General features: G+C 52.1%; 20 protein-coding genes. 2 read left to right on the plus strand and 18 right to left on the minus strand.

Features of this window, described 5'->3' with window-relative positions; all coding sequences use genetic code 11:
* Positions 1-50: 50 nt before the first annotated feature.
* The 10 genes from FDX22_RS16520 to lafA form a co-directional block, all read right to left on the minus strand.
* A complete protein-coding gene (locus tag FDX22_RS16520) occupies positions 51-698 on the minus strand; it encodes a DNA primase (protein WP_117342049.1) in 648 nt (215 codons plus the stop codon).
* Between the two features lie 57 nt (positions 699-755).
* Complete coding sequence (lafU, locus tag FDX22_RS16525; RefSeq protein ID WP_135912521.1) at positions 756-1,754, minus strand: putative lateral flagellar export/assembly protein LafU; 999 nt, start codon at positions 1,752-1,754, stop codon at positions 756-758.
* A 2-nt stretch (positions 1,755-1,756) separates the two neighbouring features.
* A complete protein-coding gene (motA, locus tag FDX22_RS16530) occupies positions 1,757-2,620 on the minus strand; it encodes a flagellar motor stator protein MotA (protein ID WP_117342047.1) in 864 nt (287 codons plus the stop codon).
* A 29-nt stretch (positions 2,621-2,649) separates the two neighbouring features.
* On the minus strand, positions 2,650-3,366 hold the full coding sequence (locus FDX22_RS16535) for a FliA/WhiG family RNA polymerase sigma factor (RefSeq protein WP_146717491.1): 717 nt from the start codon (positions 3,364-3,366) through the stop codon (positions 2,650-2,652).
* A 20-nt stretch (positions 3,367-3,386) separates the two neighbouring features.
* The gene (gene fliL, locus FDX22_RS16540) at positions 3,387-3,851 is read right to left on the minus strand and encodes a flagellar basal body-associated protein FliL (protein ID WP_135912522.1); all 465 of its coding nucleotides are present in this window, start codon (positions 3,849-3,851) and stop codon (positions 3,387-3,389) included.
* Positions 3,852-3,858: 7 nt separating this feature from the next.
* On the minus strand, positions 3,859-5,040 hold the full coding sequence (locus FDX22_RS16545) for a flagellar hook-length control protein FliK (RefSeq protein ID WP_117342044.1): 1,182 nt from the start codon (positions 5,038-5,040) through the stop codon (positions 3,859-3,861).
* Positions 5,037-5,354 carry a flagellar protein FliT gene (locus tag FDX22_RS16550; RefSeq protein ID WP_117342043.1) on the minus strand — a complete coding sequence of 106 codons (318 nt, stop codon included), beginning with the start codon at positions 5,352-5,354 and terminating at the stop codon, positions 5,037-5,039. Before FDX22_RS16550 ends, FDX22_RS16545 begins: the two co-directional genes overlap by 4 nt.
* Positions 5,355-5,358: 4 nt before the next feature.
* Positions 5,359-5,751, minus strand: a complete 393-nt coding sequence (fliS, locus tag FDX22_RS16555; RefSeq protein ID WP_117342042.1) for a flagellar export chaperone FliS — start codon at positions 5,749-5,751, stop codon at positions 5,359-5,361.
* Positions 5,752-5,784: 33 nt separating this feature from the next.
* The gene (gene fliD, locus FDX22_RS16560) at positions 5,785-7,119 is read right to left on the minus strand and encodes a flagellar filament capping protein FliD (protein WP_117342041.1); all 1,335 of its coding nucleotides are present in this window, start codon (positions 7,117-7,119) and stop codon (positions 5,785-5,787) included.
* A 205-nt stretch (positions 7,120-7,324) separates the two neighbouring features.
* Positions 7,325-8,239: a lateral flagellin LafA gene (gene lafA, locus FDX22_RS16565; RefSeq protein ID WP_117342040.1), complete on the minus strand. Its 915-nt coding sequence runs from the start codon at positions 8,237-8,239 to the stop codon at positions 7,325-7,327.
* Positions 8,240-8,804: 565 nt separating this feature from the next.
* Between lafA and FDX22_RS16570 the strand changes: the two genes are divergently transcribed.
* Positions 8,805-9,755, plus strand: coding sequence for a transcriptional regulator (locus tag FDX22_RS16570; protein ID WP_146717492.1), 951 nt, complete (start codon positions 8,805-8,807; stop codon positions 9,753-9,755).
* The gene (locus tag FDX22_RS16575) at positions 9,733-10,212 is read left to right on the plus strand and encodes a hypothetical protein (protein ID WP_135912526.1); all 480 of its coding nucleotides are present in this window, start codon (positions 9,733-9,735) and stop codon (positions 10,210-10,212) included. The genes FDX22_RS16570 and FDX22_RS16575 overlap by 23 nt, the downstream gene beginning before the upstream one ends.
* Here the strand turns inward: FDX22_RS16575 and FDX22_RS16580 are convergent.
* The 8 genes from FDX22_RS16580 to FDX22_RS16615 form a co-directional block, all read right to left on the minus strand.
* Positions 10,209-11,210: a flagellar hook-associated protein gene (locus tag FDX22_RS16580; RefSeq protein ID WP_117342037.1), complete on the minus strand. Its 1,002-nt coding sequence runs from the start codon at positions 11,208-11,210 to the stop codon at positions 10,209-10,211. The two genes, FDX22_RS16575 and FDX22_RS16580, sit on opposite strands and share 4 nt — an antisense overlap.
* 89 nt (positions 11,211-11,299) lie before the next feature.
* On the minus strand, positions 11,300-12,229 hold the full coding sequence (flgL, locus tag FDX22_RS16585; protein ID WP_146717493.1) for a flagellar hook-associated protein FlgL: 930 nt from the start codon (positions 12,227-12,229) through the stop codon (positions 11,300-11,302).
* A gap of 14 nt (positions 12,230-12,243) precedes the next feature.
* Positions 12,244-13,620: a flagellar hook-associated protein FlgK gene (flgK, locus tag FDX22_RS16590; RefSeq protein WP_117342035.1), complete on the minus strand. Its 1,377-nt coding sequence runs from the start codon at positions 13,618-13,620 to the stop codon at positions 12,244-12,246.
* Between the two features lie 97 nt (positions 13,621-13,717).
* Positions 13,718-14,020, minus strand: a complete 303-nt coding sequence (locus FDX22_RS16595) for a rod-binding protein (protein WP_117342267.1) — start codon at positions 14,018-14,020, stop codon at positions 13,718-13,720.
* An 8-nt stretch (positions 14,021-14,028) separates the two neighbouring features.
* Positions 14,029-15,165: a flagellar basal body P-ring protein FlgI gene (locus tag FDX22_RS16600; protein WP_117342034.1), complete on the minus strand. Its 1,137-nt coding sequence runs from the start codon at positions 15,163-15,165 to the stop codon at positions 14,029-14,031.
* Positions 15,165-15,830, minus strand: coding sequence for a flagellar basal body L-ring protein FlgH (gene flgH, locus FDX22_RS16605; protein WP_117342266.1), 666 nt, complete (start codon positions 15,828-15,830; stop codon positions 15,165-15,167). The genes FDX22_RS16600 and flgH overlap by 1 nt, the downstream gene beginning before the upstream one ends.
* 66 nt (positions 15,831-15,896) lie before the next feature.
* The gene (gene flgG, locus FDX22_RS16610) at positions 15,897-16,682 is read right to left on the minus strand and encodes a flagellar basal-body rod protein FlgG (RefSeq protein ID WP_117342033.1); all 786 of its coding nucleotides are present in this window, start codon (positions 16,680-16,682) and stop codon (positions 15,897-15,899) included.
* Positions 16,683-16,712: 30 nt separating this feature from the next.
* Positions 16,713-17,450 carry a flagellar basal body rod protein FlgF gene (locus tag FDX22_RS16615; protein ID WP_135912530.1) on the minus strand — a complete coding sequence of 246 codons (738 nt, stop codon included), beginning with the start codon at positions 17,448-17,450 and terminating at the stop codon, positions 16,713-16,715.
* Positions 17,451-17,456: the final 6 nt, after the last annotated feature.

Raw genomic sequence — 17,456 nt, forward strand, 5'->3', positions numbered from 1 at the left:
CACTGTTTAAGTATACAGTATCTTTATGTAATGAGAAGTCTGAACACGTATTACGGTACTGCGGGTCCATTCATAACGAAACGGGCATCACACAGATAACGCACAACCTCTTTTGACGCATGCTCTGCAGGGTTACCCGCCGTACTGACAAACAGCTTATTCACTTTTCGCACATTCGCCTTAAGCAGATTTTCAATGGTCATCCGGCGAAAGGCATCATTTTCAACGCAGAAAAGTTCATAGTCTCCCAAACGCTCGCCGCAAATTTCACAATGGTTCATCCAGTAGCGTAGTCCGGTGGTTTTACTCTTATCCAGGTAGTAATTGCTGGCCTTGATGTTCTTCATTATTTCTTCTGGCAGCGCATTAATATGGAACAGAAACGTATTCCGCCTGACGGACAGCCAGCCTTCACCATCCTGTATTTTTTTAATATAACGGGTAAACATAACCCCATGGATTCGGGTGATTTGATGGCAGTTCCAGCAGTGCATCTTTGAGGTAATGACCAGATAGTAGGGCGCTATGATGTTGTAACTATCCATAGTGTAGGCATAGTCCAAAAGCCCCTCCTTTAGCCCATCAGGCTCGGTATACCAGATCCCTGATACATTATCGAAATGCGCGCCCTGACAGGCCACATCTGTAACATTATCTGATTGAATATTCAGTGGAATAATTTGAGTTACAGCTATCACATTACCTTCCTTAGCAATAATATGCCCCCACGTTGCGTGGGGGACGAGAGAACAGAATTAATGAGGCACAACAACGGGGGGTTGACGTAAGGAAGTCACCTGCTTTTGTTTATCCAGCTTATCCACCAACGGCTGCACGACCTTCTCGCCGTGCTGGCCAAAGTATTGATACAGCGTGTCGGACGCACTTTGCGTCAACACCATAATCTCAATGCGGCGGTTACCCGCGCTCTCTGGATTTTTCGCATCCAGCAGCATCTGGTCCGCCATGGCGCTGACCTGCATGACTTTATCCTGCGGCATCCCCGCTTCTTCCAGCACACGTCGGGCGGAGAGCGCCCTGTCACCAGACAGATTCCAGTTGTTATAAATATTATTTTTATAGCCCATCGCATCCGTGTGACCGGTGATGATGATCTTATTGTCCAGCGTGTCAAAAACCGGTGCCAGTTCAACCAGTAACGATCGGAAGAATGGCATGATCCGCGCGCTACCGCGTTCAAACATATTGCGGTTCTGGTCATCTTTAATCAGCACGCGTAACCCCTGAGGGACGATCTCCATCTCCAGGTTAGTTTCCATATGCGCATTGCGGGCGATGGTGTTGATGTTAGTCGCCAGCTCTCCCAGTTCAGTCGCGGACTTTTTCTTCAGCAACGCCGTCTTCTCATTCACATCCATGACTTTTTTGGCCGTTTCTTCCGTCACTTTAGCCGTTTCCTGCGGTAGCGCTTGTTTATCTGACTTGCTGCGAGTGACATTTTTACTGCTGGCCCCCGGTGCAATCGGCTGTTTGCCAATTTTATTTAACGGTGCGAGCCCTCCCCCGTTGAAGATGGACTGGCCGTGCAGCGCCGCAACGATATTTTCGCGATCGGATTTACTGACGCTGTTGACAATCCACAGCGTCATAAACAGCGCCATCATCGCCAGCGTAAAGTCGGCAAATGCCACCTTCCACGCACCGCCATGATGACCTGCATGATTCTTTTTAATTTGTCGCCGAATAATGGTGGTCTTCGCACCACGGTCGCGACGATTTGGCGCCTTCCTCATGCTTATTCCTGCTCCAGCATCGCATTCACCCACGCGTCCAGATTGGCAAACGTTGGTTTAGATGCCAGATGCAGAAGTTTACGTCCTGCATCCACCGCCAGCAGCGTTGGCTTACCGCCAGCATGCGCCACCAGCACAGTACGCACACATTCCAGCAGAGAATGTTCCGCACGCGCCTGTTGCTCCATCGAGTTCGCCAGCGGATCCATCAGGCAGTAGCAGATAAATACCCCCAGGAAGGTCCCTACCAGCGCCGCTGCTACTTTCAGGCCGATCAGTGCAATGGAGCCATCAATAGATTGCATGGTAATAATGATGCCAAGTACCGCGGCGCAAATACCGAATCCCGGCATAGCTTCAGCCGTACGCTGTAATGAACGAGACGGTGTCAACAGCTCTTCTTCTACGGTATCCAGTTCCTGATCGAGGATCCCTTCCAGTTCGTGGGCGTCAATTTTGCCCATTGCCATCAGGCGGAAGTTATCAGCGATAAAGGTCACCAGTCGCTCTTGAGTCAGCACCAGCGGGTACTTTTGGAAAATGGTACTTTCAGCCGGTTTTTCAATGTGCTGATCCAACATGCGTAAGCCGCCGTTTTGTACCAACTCCAGCAGTTCAAACAGGCACATTAATAGTTGGCGCTGAAACTCTGGCCCCAGCTGTTTCTTGCTGAGGACACCTTTCAACTGATGGCCGATCTCTTTCAGCACGTGCTTCGGGTTGCCGATAATCATGGCACCAAATCCGGCGCCGAGAATAATAACAATTTCAGCAGGCTGCCAGATGGCAATTAATTGTCCACCCGCTTCAAAATAGCCGCCAAAAACACAGCCAATGACCACCAACAAACCTAAAATCTTTTGCATTCACTTCTCCGCATTTCAATTCGAAATTGTTAATCTTGATATAAACAATCACGAATTTTGTGCGTGATTTTTTTATTCATTTGACAAATTCTGGCTTCAGTTACGCCTAACACCAGCGCAATCTCTTTTAAATTCATATCGTGTTGGTAATACATGGAGAGCACGAGGCCCTCTTTTTCACTGAGTTGACCGAGGGCATAGCTCAGCATCTCTTGCGTCACAAATTGTTCTTCCAGCCCCCGCCCTTCAAGCGGTGCAATTGGCAGGTCGCCATTCAGTAACTCATCCAGGCTGGCCAGCGTTTCGGCCCCTTCCAGCTGTTGAAATTCCAGGTAATCCTCAGACGATAGCCCCCATTGCGAAAGCTCCTCCCGGGTGGGTTCGTGTCCGAGTTTTGTGCGCGCTTCACGAATCACATCCTTAATTTGATGATATTTCTGCCGTAACTGGCGCGGCCGCCAGTCAAGACTGCGCAATTCATCCAGAATAGCCCCGCGAATGCGGTGTACGGCGTAACCCGCAAAGCCTTCATCGGGCAGGCCGTAGCGGCGAATCGCATTCAGCAATCCCATCAGCGCCGTTTGCTCCATGTCCTGCCGGTCCATCACGCAGGTACATTGCGGCGCGAGTTGGCGCACGACTTTGCGCACCAACGGAAGATAAGCCTGTAAATAATGACTCTCTTGCTGTGGGGTGAGCACCGGTGTCGCGCTGAATTCCTCTGACTCGTAAGCGTCTTGCATCATTTAAATTCCTGACTCATCGCTTACTGGAACACGACTTTTTTCACCAATATATCTTTATACGGTGCGGTTATTTTTCGATTCTTTAATTCTTCCTTCAACGCTTCAGCGATTAACGCCCTTATTTGCGATATTTTCATCGCGCGAACTTCTTCATATTTCATTTCAGACAGTCGCTCAACGGCAATGCTCTGATACAGCGGCTCTTGCTGTTTTATTTTCTCCGATTCTTTTTCAGTGGCGACAACCAGCACTAATTCCGCTGACATATAGTGATCGGCACCTTCATTATCGTGCAGGGTGACAATCGTCTCCTGCAACGAAACAAACAGGCTGTTACTTTCATCCATTGATTCCACGGCATCAGTATGCGCGGCTGCCGCAGGTTTTCCATTTCCGACGAAATGGTACATCCCCCATCCAGCCCCGCCACCCACGACGAGGGCCAGGACAGAGCTAATTACACTCGCTATCACGATTTTCTTCATTTGGCTTTTACACTTTGATCAGAACGGATTCATTCCGTTGAAATTGAGGCTCGTCATTAAGCATTAATGCCGATGTCACCTCGTCCTGTTGATGACCAGACTGCTGTTGTTGTTGCTGCTGCGATTGCCCCTCGGAGGAGACCTGAACATTGACCTCCATGAAGTTCTGCGCCGTCAGATGCTGGCGTAAGTTCTCGCTAAATTGCTGCAGCGAACGGCAAACATCGCTTTGGTTTGCGCCGATGTGCACCATGAGTTTTCCCGCATCCAGCTGTACGGCAATTTCCAGTTTGCCAAGCGAAGGTGGGTCAAGACGGATGGTAGACACTTGCTGCTGCTGGCCGAGCTGGAATTGGATCCGGTCTTTCAGTAGCGCCGTCAGTTTTTCACCGAGTTCATCAGGCGACATCTCCACCGGCTGCGCGGTGTGCGTGGTGATTGCGCTCGTATCCGCTATCGCACTAACCGACTGATTACCTTGTACCGCCACGTTGACCAGGTTTTGAGCTACTGCCGGCTGGGTCACGTTAAGGGCGGCGTTCTTTTTCACCACCTGCGGGCGCGGGGCAACGTGACTTTCAGTCTCTTTCACTCGCGCGGTAATTTGCTGAGAAGTCGACAGCGTCGGCTGCTGGGGTGCAATGGCGCGTAAATCCTGCGCCGAAAAGGTCGCCAGTTTCGCCTGTTGCTCAGGTGTGGCCGGTTGCCCTGCCGTCGCCTGCTGCGTCAATGCCGTCAGCGCACTCTGTAATTTTGCCGGTAGCGACGACAAGTCTGCCGCATCCAACTGGGCTGGCGTCGTGCCATTGGCCTTCTGTTCTACCGCGCTCGACAACTGACGCAGGGCCGGTGACCCTGGGTTTGCGGACCGTGCCGCGATCAGCGCTTTCAACGCATCACCATCCGGTTGTTTTTGCAAACCAGCAGACACCGCTGACTGCACCGGTTGGGCCAGAAAAAGCGCCATCAACGCCTGCATCGCCGCCGGATCGTTATCGTGCTTTTGTGCCGCTGATGATTGCTGCTGGTTGGTTTTCGCACTATGGATACGTTCAGCCACCGCGTTTAGCGCCATTTGTGGCAAGGTAAACGCCCCACCGCTTTCGGCTGCCACCGGTGCTGAAATCGTGGCGTTTTCCGGCGTGGCATCGGTCAACGCACTGGCCGTGGCCAGCAATACAGGGTTCATGCCTTCTCCGAAATAATATTAACCATTGAATACGCCAGCACGCCTTCCTGATTTCGCTGATGCGTATCCATACGCGCTTTCAAGATTTCTGCACGTCGGGTCCGCCGTTCAATGAGGGCGGCAAACCCGGTGCGCAATGTCGCTTTTACCTTCCGCAACTCTTCTGCTGACGTCTCTGCGACTTCATATTCATGAAATAAACGCATCAACTGCTGATGCTGCGCGGGCAATCGTCGCCAGCGCTGCTGATCCAGAGATTCGTTCATCGCGTCGATCAGGGCGAAAAGCTGTTGCTGCTGGCCGTGTCTGTCCATTGACTTACCCGAGCTTGGCTGACAGGCCATCCCAGCCTTCACGCAAATTCGTCAGAATGACAATCACCTCATCGATCTTCTCAATCGATAATTCCCCGCTGGCTTCATACAGGCGGTAGACACAGTGGTCGTAAAGACGTGACAGATTCACCACCAGCTCGCCGCCGGTTTCAAACTCCAGCGAGCTGGTTAAGGCATTGAGAATATCGATGCATTTGTTGATGCTTTGCGCCTTCTTCTCAAAGCGCTTGTTTTCGATATGGCTTTTGGCGCGTTCCAGCTCGTCCATCAAACCAGAAAACAGCACCAGCACCAGTTCAAGAGGCGAGGCCGCCGCCGTGCGGGCGGCAAGATCGATCTCTTTATATTGCGAATAACCATCCTGTGTTTCGTACATATTTACAGTAAATCCTTGAGTGAACTCGGTCGGTTACGAGAATGCAGCCATGCTCATTTTCATGGTGTACACCTCAATAATGGTGTTGGTGTACTCCGTCACATAGCGGTCGTAGTTGGTGTTGTAGGTCTCGGTCAGCTGGTCACTTCTGTCATCAATGCGGGTCTGATCGTCATCCAGACCTTGTTGACGTTGGGCGATGATGCCGTTGCTGGAATCGAGATAGCTGTCCATCAGGTTATCGAGTTGGGCGACCATGCTGTCATCACCCACAAAGATTGAGGTCAGACCGTCCGGATTTTCTTCCATGGCGTCATCGAAGGTGTCAGCGTCGATCTGCAAATGGCCGTCGCTGTCCAGCGTGATGCCGTAATCCACAATCGAGGAGCCGTCGTAGTAAGAGTGAACAATGTCATCCATCTGACTGGTGAGCGATTTGAGACCAGCATCACCAGCGAATACACCTGCCGAGGTATCGTCGTCCCCGTAGGTGGTCAGCGAGTCAATGGTATCGACCAGCGAGTTATAGGCGTCGACAAAGGTCTGGACCTTGGCTTCAGAGGCAGAAGAATCTTCAGCAACCGTAAAGGTGGTGAGATCCGTCGGATCATCCAGATCGCTGACTTCACTGAACGTCATCGTGACGCCCGGGATGACATCATCAAATGTATTTGTGCTGTTGGTAATCGTCGGCCCCGTTGAACTTCCCAGATGAATAATCGCATCCTGCGATTCGGTCAGGGTGTCCAGCGTGGGTACCGTCGTACTGGTGTCATTGGTCGGATCGTGATCGATAACCGACACCGAAAAAGCGCTCTGCTCGCCGGTAGTGTCAGAGGTGAGCATGATGGTCGTCGTACCGTCCGTTTTCACCAGCGCGGCCGACACGCCAGGGTTATCGTCGGAATCATTAATCGCGCTGACCAACTCGCTGGCATCGATAAACCCATCACCATCGCCATTGGCATCTGCTGACGCCAGGTCGATGTCCATGGTGCTGTCACCCATCGTCAGTTCAAACGTCCCCGTCGCGGAATAGGTGTCATCAGTCATATCAAAAGTCGACTGCTGCGCTTGCGCTAACTGCTCAACGAAAAAAGAATAGGTTCCCGGCTGGGCCTCTGAGTTGGCAGAAACGGTTGCCGAGTCATTATTGCTCGTTGCAGAAAACACCACCGGCCCGTCGGTGTCGCTATTGAGCGCATCCACCGCAGACTGAAAATTCGTTAGCGCCGTGCTGAGCGAATCAAGCCCATTGCTTTCCGCAGTCAGATCGCTCTGCTGCTCTTGCAGGCTCGCGACCTGATTCGAGATGTCGGCATATGCCATTTTCTGCGCCATTGCTTGAACAGCACTTGTGTAACCCATGATGATTGACTCCGTGCAACGTTATTGAGGTAACAGCAAAAATCATGCCAACATTTTATATATTGATAAATCAGTTAGTTATAAATGTGATGGAAGCTAAACTTCCGTTTATCAGGAAGGTTTGCCAAAAAATATCGCGCCGCTGAAAGCACAACACCGCCAGCAGGCGGTGTTGTGTATACGTGGCTTCACCACTAAACAGAGATTACTGCAGCAGGCTGGAAACCATGCTGGACATGCTGTTGGACTGCTTAAGCATGGTGATGCCGGTCTGCGACAGAACCTGCTGTTTAGTCATGTTGGACGCTTCCGTCGCGTAGTCGGTATCCATAATGTTACCGATAGCCACTTCCGTGTTGTCCTGCATGCTGGTCAGGTTGTTGGCGGTGTCGTTCAGACGGTTGATAGACGCACCCAGCTTGGACTGGATCTTCGACACGTCGTCCATCGCAGTAGAAATGCTGTCAATCATGGTGTTCGCGGAGCCAGAAGCGGTCAGCTCAGTACCGCCAGAAACGCCTGCGGTGCCGGTGGTATCAGCCTGGTCAGCAGAGAAAGAGGCACTGATGCCTTTCAGATCGGCGGTCAGATTACCCAACTGGCTGGAGATATCGACCGTCATGGTATCAGAAGATTCTGCGCCGACCTGGAAGGTGACAGAGCCCTGGAACAGGCCATCTTCACCGGTGTTGCTGGTGCCGGAGGTACCAAACAGGTTGGTGCCGCCGTAGGTGGTGTTTTGCAGCATGTCAGACATCTGCTGACCCAATTCGTCGTATTCGTCCTGCATCGCCTGCAGGTCGTCGTCGTTGTAGGTTCCGTTCGCTGCCTGCGTGGCCAGGTCGCTCATGCGGCCCAGTACGTCGGTCATTTCATCAAAGGTGCTGTCAGCAGTTTGCAGCATGGCGGTCGCATCATCGATGTTGCTCAGCGCAACGCCCATACCGCTGGACTGTGCAGTCAGACGGTTAGCAATCTGTTTGCCCGCAGCATCGTCAGAAGAAGAGTTGATGCGGTTACCTGTCGCCAGACGTTCCATTGAGGTGGACAGAGAATCCATGCTGGTGTTGATGGCGTTAACGGCGGCCATTGAGGCGCTACTGGTATTAATAGATAACATGATACTGCTCCTTGGGATTAATCGTCTTTGTTTCGATACTCTGTAAAAACGACCATCCGTTTGGAAAACTTAACGCACCCTAAAAAATTTTTTTACTCCTCCCCCTCTCTTTATTGCCTCCATATAAAATCACTTACCCGCATTAATTTAGCTTTGCGTGCTCATCGCCTTCATTAACCCACCACCACAGGAAGATCTCAATCAATTTTTAATTAAAAGATTATTAGAAATATCTAATAATGCTTTTACAACCCGCCCCACAAAGGGTTTAAGATTATGAATCAAATGAGATTATCCTTAATCCGACACATTCTAAATTCATCATTTAATCCGTTATTTTACATTTAGTTGCAAATGCCATCAGCCTTGTATGTTGTGAGTTTCAGGCTCTTTCGCTACATTTCAAATCCGATTTCGGACTGCAAAAAAAACAATACTGATTATGCTGTCACTTCCTCATCCGAACAGCCAGAAAGACATCGCAGTTCATTTATGATTCTAATACGTTGATTTTTAACAGCGTGACGCAAAGGATCTAAAAAACCTTGCATGGGCAAATAACACTATGAGTATTGTTGTCAACCACTGGCGGATGGATTCTTCGCTTAATGCATTAATCCATTGTGAGACAGGTGAAACCCGTCGTCTCGGCGAGTACCATTTTATTCTGTTAGAAACATTAGCTAAAAATGCCGATACCGTTTTAGCGCGTTCGTTTTTAATGACCGAAGTTTGGAAAAACCGCATCGTCGGGGGAAATAGTCTTCCCACTGCTATTCATGCTTTGCGGGTCGCTATCGATGATGATGGTAAACAACAGGAAATCATTAAAACCATTCCCAAGAAAGGCTATTTATTTAATAAAAATTACCTCACTGAAACTGTTAACAAAAATAAGTGCAATGTTAATAATGACATCATTGAAGCGGTGGCAGAGCACGCAGCACTCCCCGAGAGCACAACGGAGGATAAGCAGCAAAATGGCAATCAGGTGCTGATGTCCCCGGCATTAGACACCGCTACAGACACACTAAAAACGCCACGCACTGCGGTTAAAAAACGCCCTTATCAGGCAGCTATGATGGTAGGTTCGGTTATCGCCATTGCCTTATTTTTGTTCACATTTATGTATTACTTTAACGCACAGCCAAAAATGACAACCGCTGAAACACCACAATTAATAAAAGAAAACCTGAATAACGCTAAACGTATTACCGTTTACCACCTTTACGATCCTGATACCCAACCGGCCGCCGTTACGCCATTTTCGCAGCATATGTCACCGGGTATTCAAGGGATTAATCAGTTGCTGGACACGCATAATGCGTCAATGGAACTGTATTACCGGGTATCGCTGAATAAATTTGTTTTGGATATAGTGCTGAGTAACCAATGCAATGACAGTTGGCAGTTAGCTTTGAGCTTTGAACGCTGGCAAAACAAAGATAATGAAATGAATAATGTTATGTATAAAGAAGTGGAGAAAGTGTTGAATGAAATGCCAAAATGCAAATAATTACTTTTTCTATGCCCTTCCTGTTATTGCAGCATTCACCATCTTTACCGCCAGTGCGCGTATTGAGAATACGATTATTGCGAACTATGACCTCGAGGCGGGAACCAGCGCACATTATGAAATGATGGTCAGCCCACCGGGCAAAAACACCACCGTGACCTTGATTCCTCTCGATACCAATAAAAAAACGCCGTCCATTTTTAAAATCTCGGCCTGCGTTAACCGCTACTCTGGAGCTGTTAAACAGGGGGAGTTTCGTTTCAGTGGTGCTGAAACCGACCAGAATGATTTGCGTTTATCAAATTTAGGTTCATTCGTTAATGAACACAATCTGCGAACGTGGTGGATTCATTTAAATAAACAACAAAATTTACTGTTTAATCAAGATGTCGGTGGCCTGATTGTTTCAGACCCTTCCTCATTTTCCTTCACCGCAAAAGCCTGCCAGCCTGACTAACGTAATAAACTACGGACGGTTTGGCTGGACAGTCGAGCCTGGCCGTTAACTGCTTGCGCTAACACCTGATAATTATGATTGGCGTGATCCAACACCCCGCCAAGTGTTTCTGACGCTTTGACCGCGCTTTCGGCCTGCGGGAAACGCGCCATCCCGTCAATCAGCTGCCGGGCCTTCTCCTGCTGCGCCGCCATTTGTGAGCGCTGTTCACCAATGGTGTCCAGCGCCTGCTGAATCCCCTCCAGGCTACGGGAACTCCCCTGCTGCAAGGTTTGCAACAGCGCATCCGTACGTGAAGGATCGGCGAAAGTTTTCAGCGGGGTAAAGGTGGAGGGTTTATCACCCTCTTCATGCACGCTCAGCGTCTGTGCCAACTGCGCCCATTGTGTTTCGGTGGTGGAGAAGGTGATAGCCCCCTGATTCTCATGCGTTTGCACACCAACACGGCGTAGCGCGTTGCCGATCATCATTTTATATTGCCCAGAATCAGCATCCTCCCCAACAACCACGGCAGAGAGCTGCGTCTGACGACCGTCTGACACACTGAACATTTTCGCCCCGGTTGAACGCTGCTGGAACATTTTCTCCAGTTCGGGCGACTGGAACGTCACCCGCGCATCTCCCTGCAATACCGATTTCAGTTGCCGATCGACGGCGCCTCCTGACAAGGTTGAACGCTTATCCAGCCACTGCACCACATCGGCCCTTTTCTGCTGCTGCGCCTGGCCGCCACGTCGTGAGGCATGACGGTAATCCAGCAACTGCTGCTCAAGCTGCCCCAGATAGTGGTCAGCCTGTTGCAGCGTGGTGAGCTGATCGTTTAGCTGAACGCTGTAACGCTGTGGGCGTGTAGTGATCAGCGGCGAAGCCGGATAATCACTCGCCGTTGCGGGTAACTTTTGACGAACCGGGGCGTTCTGCGCAACAGCATGCTGCTGCACCGAAGGATTGAGCGCTCCGCTACCGGAGAGGGATGTTGTATTTAAACCGACCTGCATAGTATTCCTGAACTGCTGTTGACTATTGTTGCCGGATGACGGCGCACGCACCTTATCCGGCCTACAAACTCATCGGGTATTTAAGAGACTTAAAGCTGACTAAAGAGGTTTAACTCACTCACCTGCGAGTACGTTTTTAAGGTGGCTTCCATTGCCATCTCCAGACCGGTAAAGGTAATGGAAGCCGGACCGTAATCGAGATCGCTCAGCGAGCTCATTAACTGCTCGTTAGAGGTGGAAATATCCGTCTGCGCGTCACTCATCATCGTCATCGTGTTCTGCGACTCGCCCAGTGATGCTATAGAAGCGTTCAGTGAATCCGACGCGTCGTCAACCACGTCAATGGCACTGGAGATGTCGCTTTGCACCTGCGGATCAGCCGGGTCGACTGACGGATCCTGCAACTCCTGCGACAACGAGGTCAGCGTGTTAAGCACATCCAGATTGTTGCCAAAGAAATCGCTCACTGCCACGTTGGTATCCACCTCAACACCATTCGACACGGTGGTCTCGCGATGATCGCTGTTGCCCTGATAGCTGTAGCTGTCGGTGACGCCGTCGCCATCATCGTCCACCGCCACAATAGGCGGCTGGTCATTTACCGTCCCACCGAAGACATAGTGGCCGTCTTCATCCTGGTAATTTAACGCCGCGACCATCGATTCTGTCAGGGATTGAATATCCTGACCGAGGCTGGACAGCGAGTCAGCGGTATTGGTGCCGTTAGCCGCCTGCAGCAGATCGTCACGCACAGCCAGCAAACTGTCATTGACGCCATCGAGGATCGACTCCTGCTGGCTCATCCCCGCCGAGGCGGAATCGATATTCGTCTGATACTGTTCAATCGCTGACTGTTGGCGATCCAGCTGCGTCATGCGGGTATAAGCAACCGGATCGTCCGAGGGCAGCAGAATGCTTTTTCCCGTCGCCATCTGGGTGACAACGTGTGCCAGGTCGGTGGAAAGCTTATCAAAGCTCTGATTCATGGATGTATAAGATTGTTGCGCAGTCACTCGCATGATAACTCCCCAGGTTAGCTACACATTTCCAGTACGGAATCGAAAATATCCGCACCGGCGGAAATCACTTTCAGGTTGGCCTCATAAATTTGCTGATAGGTAATGAGGTTCACCGCTTCTTCGTCCATGCTGACGCCGCTGACGCTGCTTTGCTGATTCTGCGCTTCGGAATAGACGTTGGCTGCCGCTTCCGCCTCGGTCTGGTTTTGCTGGCTATAGATACCGATATTGCTGATGATCGACGAACACGCTTCCCCTACCGTCACGCTTCCCAGTCCGTCAATCTCCAGCGGTTCGGTGGAGATGTTGATCAACGCCTGCAGGTTATCGCTGTTGCCGCTTTCGTCCGGTGAGCTGGAAAATGCCAGTTCATCGGCGGTGATATCCGGGTTGACCTCCAGCGGGCCATCGGCTGAATTTTCATCATAAATAAACAGCGGCTCCCCGGGATTACCGTTCAGATCGTAACCCTGGGCCAGTTGGGTGTTGACGGCATCGGCAAACTGCGACGCCATGCTGTTGATGGTATCCGTCAGCGGAGTCAGCACGTCATTTTGATAATCAAACAGCGCCCCCATTGATCCACCGGTATCGGTATTCATGGTAGAGGTGGTGCCGGCGAAGGTCAGCGACATCGTTTGTGAGCCGTCGGCATTGGTTTCGAGCGCAATGGTCGAGCTCTCCTGCCCGCTAACTAACGGCTGACCGTTTTTCAGCGTTACGTCGTAGTTACCCTGATCGTCAGTGTTGACCTGTACGTCCATGATGCCGCTGAGCTGTTCGACCATCTGATCACGGGCGTCATACAGCGCGGAAGCGTTATCGCCGTTGGCTTCTGCCTCAGCGATTTGCTGGTTGTAGCTGGCAATCCCACTGGTCAGGGTGTTGACCTGCGCCACCATCGCTTGCTCCTGGCTGACGATTTCACTGCTTTGCGAGTCAATATAATCCAGCGTGTTATTGACACGCAGCGCCAGCGCGCCGGATTCGCTGATCACCTGCTCGCGCAGGGCGGAGTCATCGGGGCTGGAGGTCGCGGCATTGAGCGCGGCAAAAAAATCATCAAAACCGCCGCTCAGGCTGGTGTTGTCGTCGCTGAGCACCGTTTCCAGCTGGGTTAAATATTCCTGCTGGGTGCTGTAGTAGCCGTTATCGCTGGCGGCGTACCATACCTGACTGACCTGATACTGGTTGGACACACGGCGTATACTGTCGACCTGCACCCCGTTACCCGCGCTGTTTGACGAACCCGAGCTGGCGCCAATGCTGCTGATCATCGCCACCTGGCGGGTATAACCATCCGTCATCGCGTTAGCGGTGTTTTGCGCCGTTACGTTCAGCTCTACCTGCGCCGTACTGGCGCCGCTGTAGCCGATACTAATCATATCCATCAAAAAATCCTCGCCGGCCTGCTGCCCGGTGTCTCGTTAACAACCTTGCTGATAAAGAGCGGCGAAAACCTGACGGTTCTTAAGTCGCCGCCGGGCTTTACCCTTTGTGATGAGGCGACAGCTGCTTCACAATCATCGCCGCAATCCCGATACCGTGCTGCTGCGACAGCGAGTTACACAGTTGGTCATCATAAAAACCCTGCATCATGCGTACCGAGTCACTGTTGAGCGGGTTATCTTTTGAATCAAAGATTTCGTTGGTTTTACGCATCTCTTTCAACATATTGCGTAAGAAAATCGCCTCAAACTGCTGTGCGGCTTTCTGCAAATCGTTGCTTTTGATTTTGGGACCCATTAAGGCATCGCTGCCATCCGTGCCGCCGCTGCGATTCACTTTGATATCTGTCATTAAATAACCTCCAGATCGGCATCCAGCGCACCCGCTTCATGCAACGCCTGCAAAATAGACATAATGTCGTCCGGCGTGGCCCCGAGGCTATTTAGCGCATTAACCAACGTTTTCAGGCTGCTGGATTCGGGCAGAGAGATGATGCCAGGGCGCGCGTGGTTAACCGAAATGTTGCTCTGCGGCGTGACGGCAGTACGTCCTCCCGCCAGTGCGTTCGGCTGACTGACGTTGCTGGATTCATTGATCGATACCGTCAGGCTGCCGTGAGATACCGCCGCCGCATGCAGCGCGATCCCCTCACCCATCACCACGGTGCCGGTACGCGAATTGAACACCACACGAGCGCGGACTTTCTCAGCCTGCACCTGCACATCATCCAGCTGCGACATAAACGCCACGCGCGCACCGGGACTGGTCGGGGCGGTGACGACGACGTTGGTCGAGCTTTGCGCGGTAGCAATGCCGCCAAACGCCGCATTGATCGCCCCGGCAATATTATTGGCGTCTTTAAAAGAAGGGCGTTTCAGGTTTAGGGTGATAGTGTTGCCCAACTGGAAGTCGCTGGGAATTTCACGTTCCACCGACGCCCCATTGGGGATAAGTCCGGCGGTAGGCGTATTCACCGTCACGCTGGAGCCACTGGCGCCGGTCGCATTCATCCCGCCAACCACCACACTTCCCTGCGCTAGCGCATAAACTTCACCATCTGCACCATGCAGTTGGGTTAACAATAAGGTGCCGCCACGCAGGCTTTTAGCATCACCAATAGACGAGACGGTGACATCAATGGTCTGCCCGCGTGAGTACATCGGCGGCAGCACGGCGCTCACCGCCACCGCCGCGACGTTTTTCACCTTCGGATCGATCTTGCTCGGCAACTGCACGCCAAATTGACGCAGCATGTTGGTAATGGTCTGGTTAGTGAACTTCACCTGGTTTTTATCACCGGTTCCGTCCAGCCCGACCACCAGGCTGTAACCCACCAGTTGGTTGGTCCTGACGCCCTGCACATTGACCAGCGATTCAAGAGATTGCGCCTGCGACGTGCCCGGTACCACCAGACACAGAGCGATCACGACGGCGTTTAACGCTTTCATCCAGCGCCCGCGTAAGTGTTGCATAGTAAAATCCTGCATTAGATCGGGAACAGTGGATGGTTAAACAGACGCGTCAGCCACCCCGCCGCGTTGGCATCGCTTAATGCCCCGCGTCCGGCGTAGGAGATGCGCGCATCCGCAATCCGTTGTGATGACACCGAGTTGTCGTTCTGAATATCGTCAGCGCGTACCAGGCCACTCAGTCGAATGTATTCATCCCCCTGGTTAAGGGTGAGCCACTTCTCGCCGCGAATTTCCAGAATGCCGTTCGGCTGCACAGAATGGACTGACACCGTAATCTCGCCGCGTAAGCTGTTCTGTTGCTGCGAGGTGGCGCTGCCGTCAAAGTCACGGTTGGCATCTATCGAGCCGGACAGCTTGTCTTTGGTATGCCCAAAGATGGTCGGCGCGCCGATGTCGACGGTATTGCTCTTACCGAAGTTGGTTTTCGCCTGCTTGCTGGACTGGGTAGATTCTTCCAGGATGACGGTCAGGATATCGCCCACCCGATAGGCGCGTCGGTCCGCCGTCAACGACCAGTTATAGCCTGTTTCAAACACACCGCCCGCACGACCATCCGCCGGAGCCGGGGCCTCTGTTTTGGGGGGCGCAAAGAATTCGTCATTTTTTTTGACCAGGATAGCCTGCGATTCACACCCACTGAGCAGGGGAAGCAGCACCATCAGCCAGAGATAATTTTTCACGTTCTGCCTATTTCGTTTAAACCTTGCCGGATGGCGCTGTGCCATCCGGCATTTCACGTTGTTGCGTTACAGCGTCTGACTAATAAACTGCAGCATGTCATCTGCCGCAGAGACCATTTTGGCGTTCATCTCATAAGCACGTTGCACCGTGATCATCGCCACCATTTCGTTGACGATATCCACATTGGAGCCTTCCAGTGCCCCTGACTGCAGCGTGCCGAGCCCATCTTCACCAGGTACCCCTTCCGTTGGCTGGCCGCTGGCGGCAGTCTCCAGATACAGGTTGTCCCCTTCGGCAGAAAGCCCGGCAGGGTTAGCGAAGTTCACCAGCGTCAGCTGGCCCAGTTCAGTGGTGTCAGTATCGCCAGGTAAGATGGCCGTCACCGTGCCATCCTCACCAATTGACACGCTGGTCGCGCCGGACGGCACGTCGATTTCCGGCTGCAACGGCAAGCCCTGGGAGTTGGTCATTACCCCATCAGCATTGACCTGTAGGTCGCCGTCGCGGGTGTAGGCAATATCGCCGTTGGCCTTCTGCACCTGCAAAAAACCCTGTCCCATAATGGCGACATCCATCGAGTTCTCGGTCGTTTCCACATTGCCTTCACTGAAGGTTTTCTGGGTTCCGACAATTCGCACACCGCTGCCGAACTGCATGCCGGTCGGCATGATATTGTTTTGATCGAGCATCGAGCCCGGCGCTTCCTGAGTCTGATAGAACAGATCCTGGAACATCACGCGGTCACGCTTAAAGCCTGTGGTGTTGACGTTGGCGATGTTGTTGGCAATCGCACTCATCTCAGCATCCTGTGCCGACAGGCCGGTCTTACTGATCCATAACGCTGCATTCATAATGCTTTATTCCTGATGGGTCACGGCGGCTCAGGAGCCGGTTAACAAACGGTTGCCCGAATCACTGATCTCTTCGGCGGTTTTCATCATCTTGATTTGCGCTTCAAACTGGCGGTTCATCGCAATGGAGGACATCATTTCACTAACCGCCGACACGTTGCTGCTCTCAAGAAAGCCCCCGCTCACTTTGATGTTTTCATCGCGCTGGGCCGGAACGCCATCGGCAGTGATCAGCATGCCCTGCGCATTTTTCGCCAGATTGTTCACTGGTATATCCACCAGCTTCAGGCGGTCAATGTCCATGGTAGCGGTGACATCACCGTCGTCTGGCGTCACCGAGAGCGTGCCGTCGCTGCCAAAAGACGCAATGGCATTCGGCGGCAGGATGATCGGGCCGTTATCGCCTAACACCACGTTACCGTTGATGGTGAGCTGCCCCTGATCGTCCTGCTGGATATTGCCGTTGCGGGTATAGACTTCGTTACCATCTTTATCCTCAACCGCAATATAGCCAGTGCCCTGCAAGGCCACGTCGAGTGGACGCTCCGTTTTCTCCGCGATGCCGGTGCTGTCGTTCACCCCGCTTGGACTCTCCTTCGCCATATAGCGCGTATCGAATCCGCCGCCTTTCACTTTGTCATTACTCGCCATCGCCATATCCGCGCGAAACCCCGTGGTGTTGACGTTAGCGAGGTTGTTGGCGCTGATTTGCTGCTCTTGCAGCGTCTGGGTGGCCCCGCTCAGGGCGGTATATATCAAGCGATCCATTTATCC

Origin of the sequence: Citrobacter sp. TBCS-14 (assembly GCF_005280805.1) — a bacterium.
GTDB classification, from domain to species: domain Bacteria; phylum Pseudomonadota; class Gammaproteobacteria; order Enterobacterales; family Enterobacteriaceae; genus Citrobacter; species Citrobacter gillenii.

Coding starts and splice junctions, on each gene's coding strand:
- lafU (WP_135912521.1), bottom strand. CDS start 1,754: ATGAGGAAGGCGCCAAATCGTCGCGACCGTGGTGCGAAGACCACCATT.
- flgL (WP_146717493.1), bottom strand. CDS start 12,229: ATGCGAGTGACTGCGCAACAATCTTATACATCCATGAATCAGAGCTTT.
- FDX22_RS16535 (WP_146717491.1), bottom strand. CDS start 3,366: ATGATGCAAGACGCTTACGAGTCAGAGGAATTCAGCGCGACACCGGTG.
- FDX22_RS16550 (WP_117342043.1), bottom strand. CDS start 5,354: ATGGACAGACACGGCCAGCAGCAACAGCTTTTCGCCCTGATCGACGCG.
- FDX22_RS16545 (WP_117342044.1), bottom strand. CDS start 5,040: ATGAACCCTGTATTGCTGGCCACGGCCAGTGCGTTGACCGATGCCACG.
- flgK (WP_117342035.1), bottom strand. CDS start 13,620: ATGGATATGATTAGTATCGGCTACAGCGGCGCCAGTACGGCGCAGGTA.
- FDX22_RS16600 (WP_117342034.1), bottom strand. CDS start 15,165: ATGCAGGATTTTACTATGCAACACTTACGCGGGCGCTGGATGAAAGCG.
- FDX22_RS16615 (WP_135912530.1), bottom strand. CDS start 17,450: ATGGATCGCTTGATATATACCGCCCTGAGCGGGGCCACCCAGACGCTG.
- motA (WP_117342047.1), bottom strand. CDS start 2,620: ATGCAAAAGATTTTAGGTTTGTTGGTGGTCATTGGCTGTGTTTTTGGC.
- FDX22_RS16570 (WP_146717492.1), top strand. CDS start 8,805: ATGAGTATTGTTGTCAACCACTGGCGGATGGATTCTTCGCTTAATGCA.
- FDX22_RS16575 (WP_135912526.1), top strand. CDS start 9,733: ATGAAATGCCAAAATGCAAATAATTACTTTTTCTATGCCCTTCCTGTT.
- FDX22_RS16580 (WP_117342037.1), bottom strand. CDS start 11,210: ATGCAGGTCGGTTTAAATACAACATCCCTCTCCGGTAGCGGAGCGCTC.
- fliD (WP_117342041.1), bottom strand. CDS start 7,119: ATGGGTTACACAAGTGCTGTTCAAGCAATGGCGCAGAAAATGGCATAT.
- fliS (WP_117342042.1), bottom strand. CDS start 5,751: ATGTACGAAACACAGGATGGTTATTCGCAATATAAAGAGATCGATCTT.
- lafA (WP_117342040.1), bottom strand. CDS start 8,239: ATGTTATCTATTAATACCAGTAGCGCCTCAATGGCCGCCGTTAACGCC.
- flgG (WP_117342033.1), bottom strand. CDS start 16,682: ATGAATGCAGCGTTATGGATCAGTAAGACCGGCCTGTCGGCACAGGAT.
- fliL (WP_135912522.1), bottom strand. CDS start 3,851: ATGAAGAAAATCGTGATAGCGAGTGTAATTAGCTCTGTCCTGGCCCTC.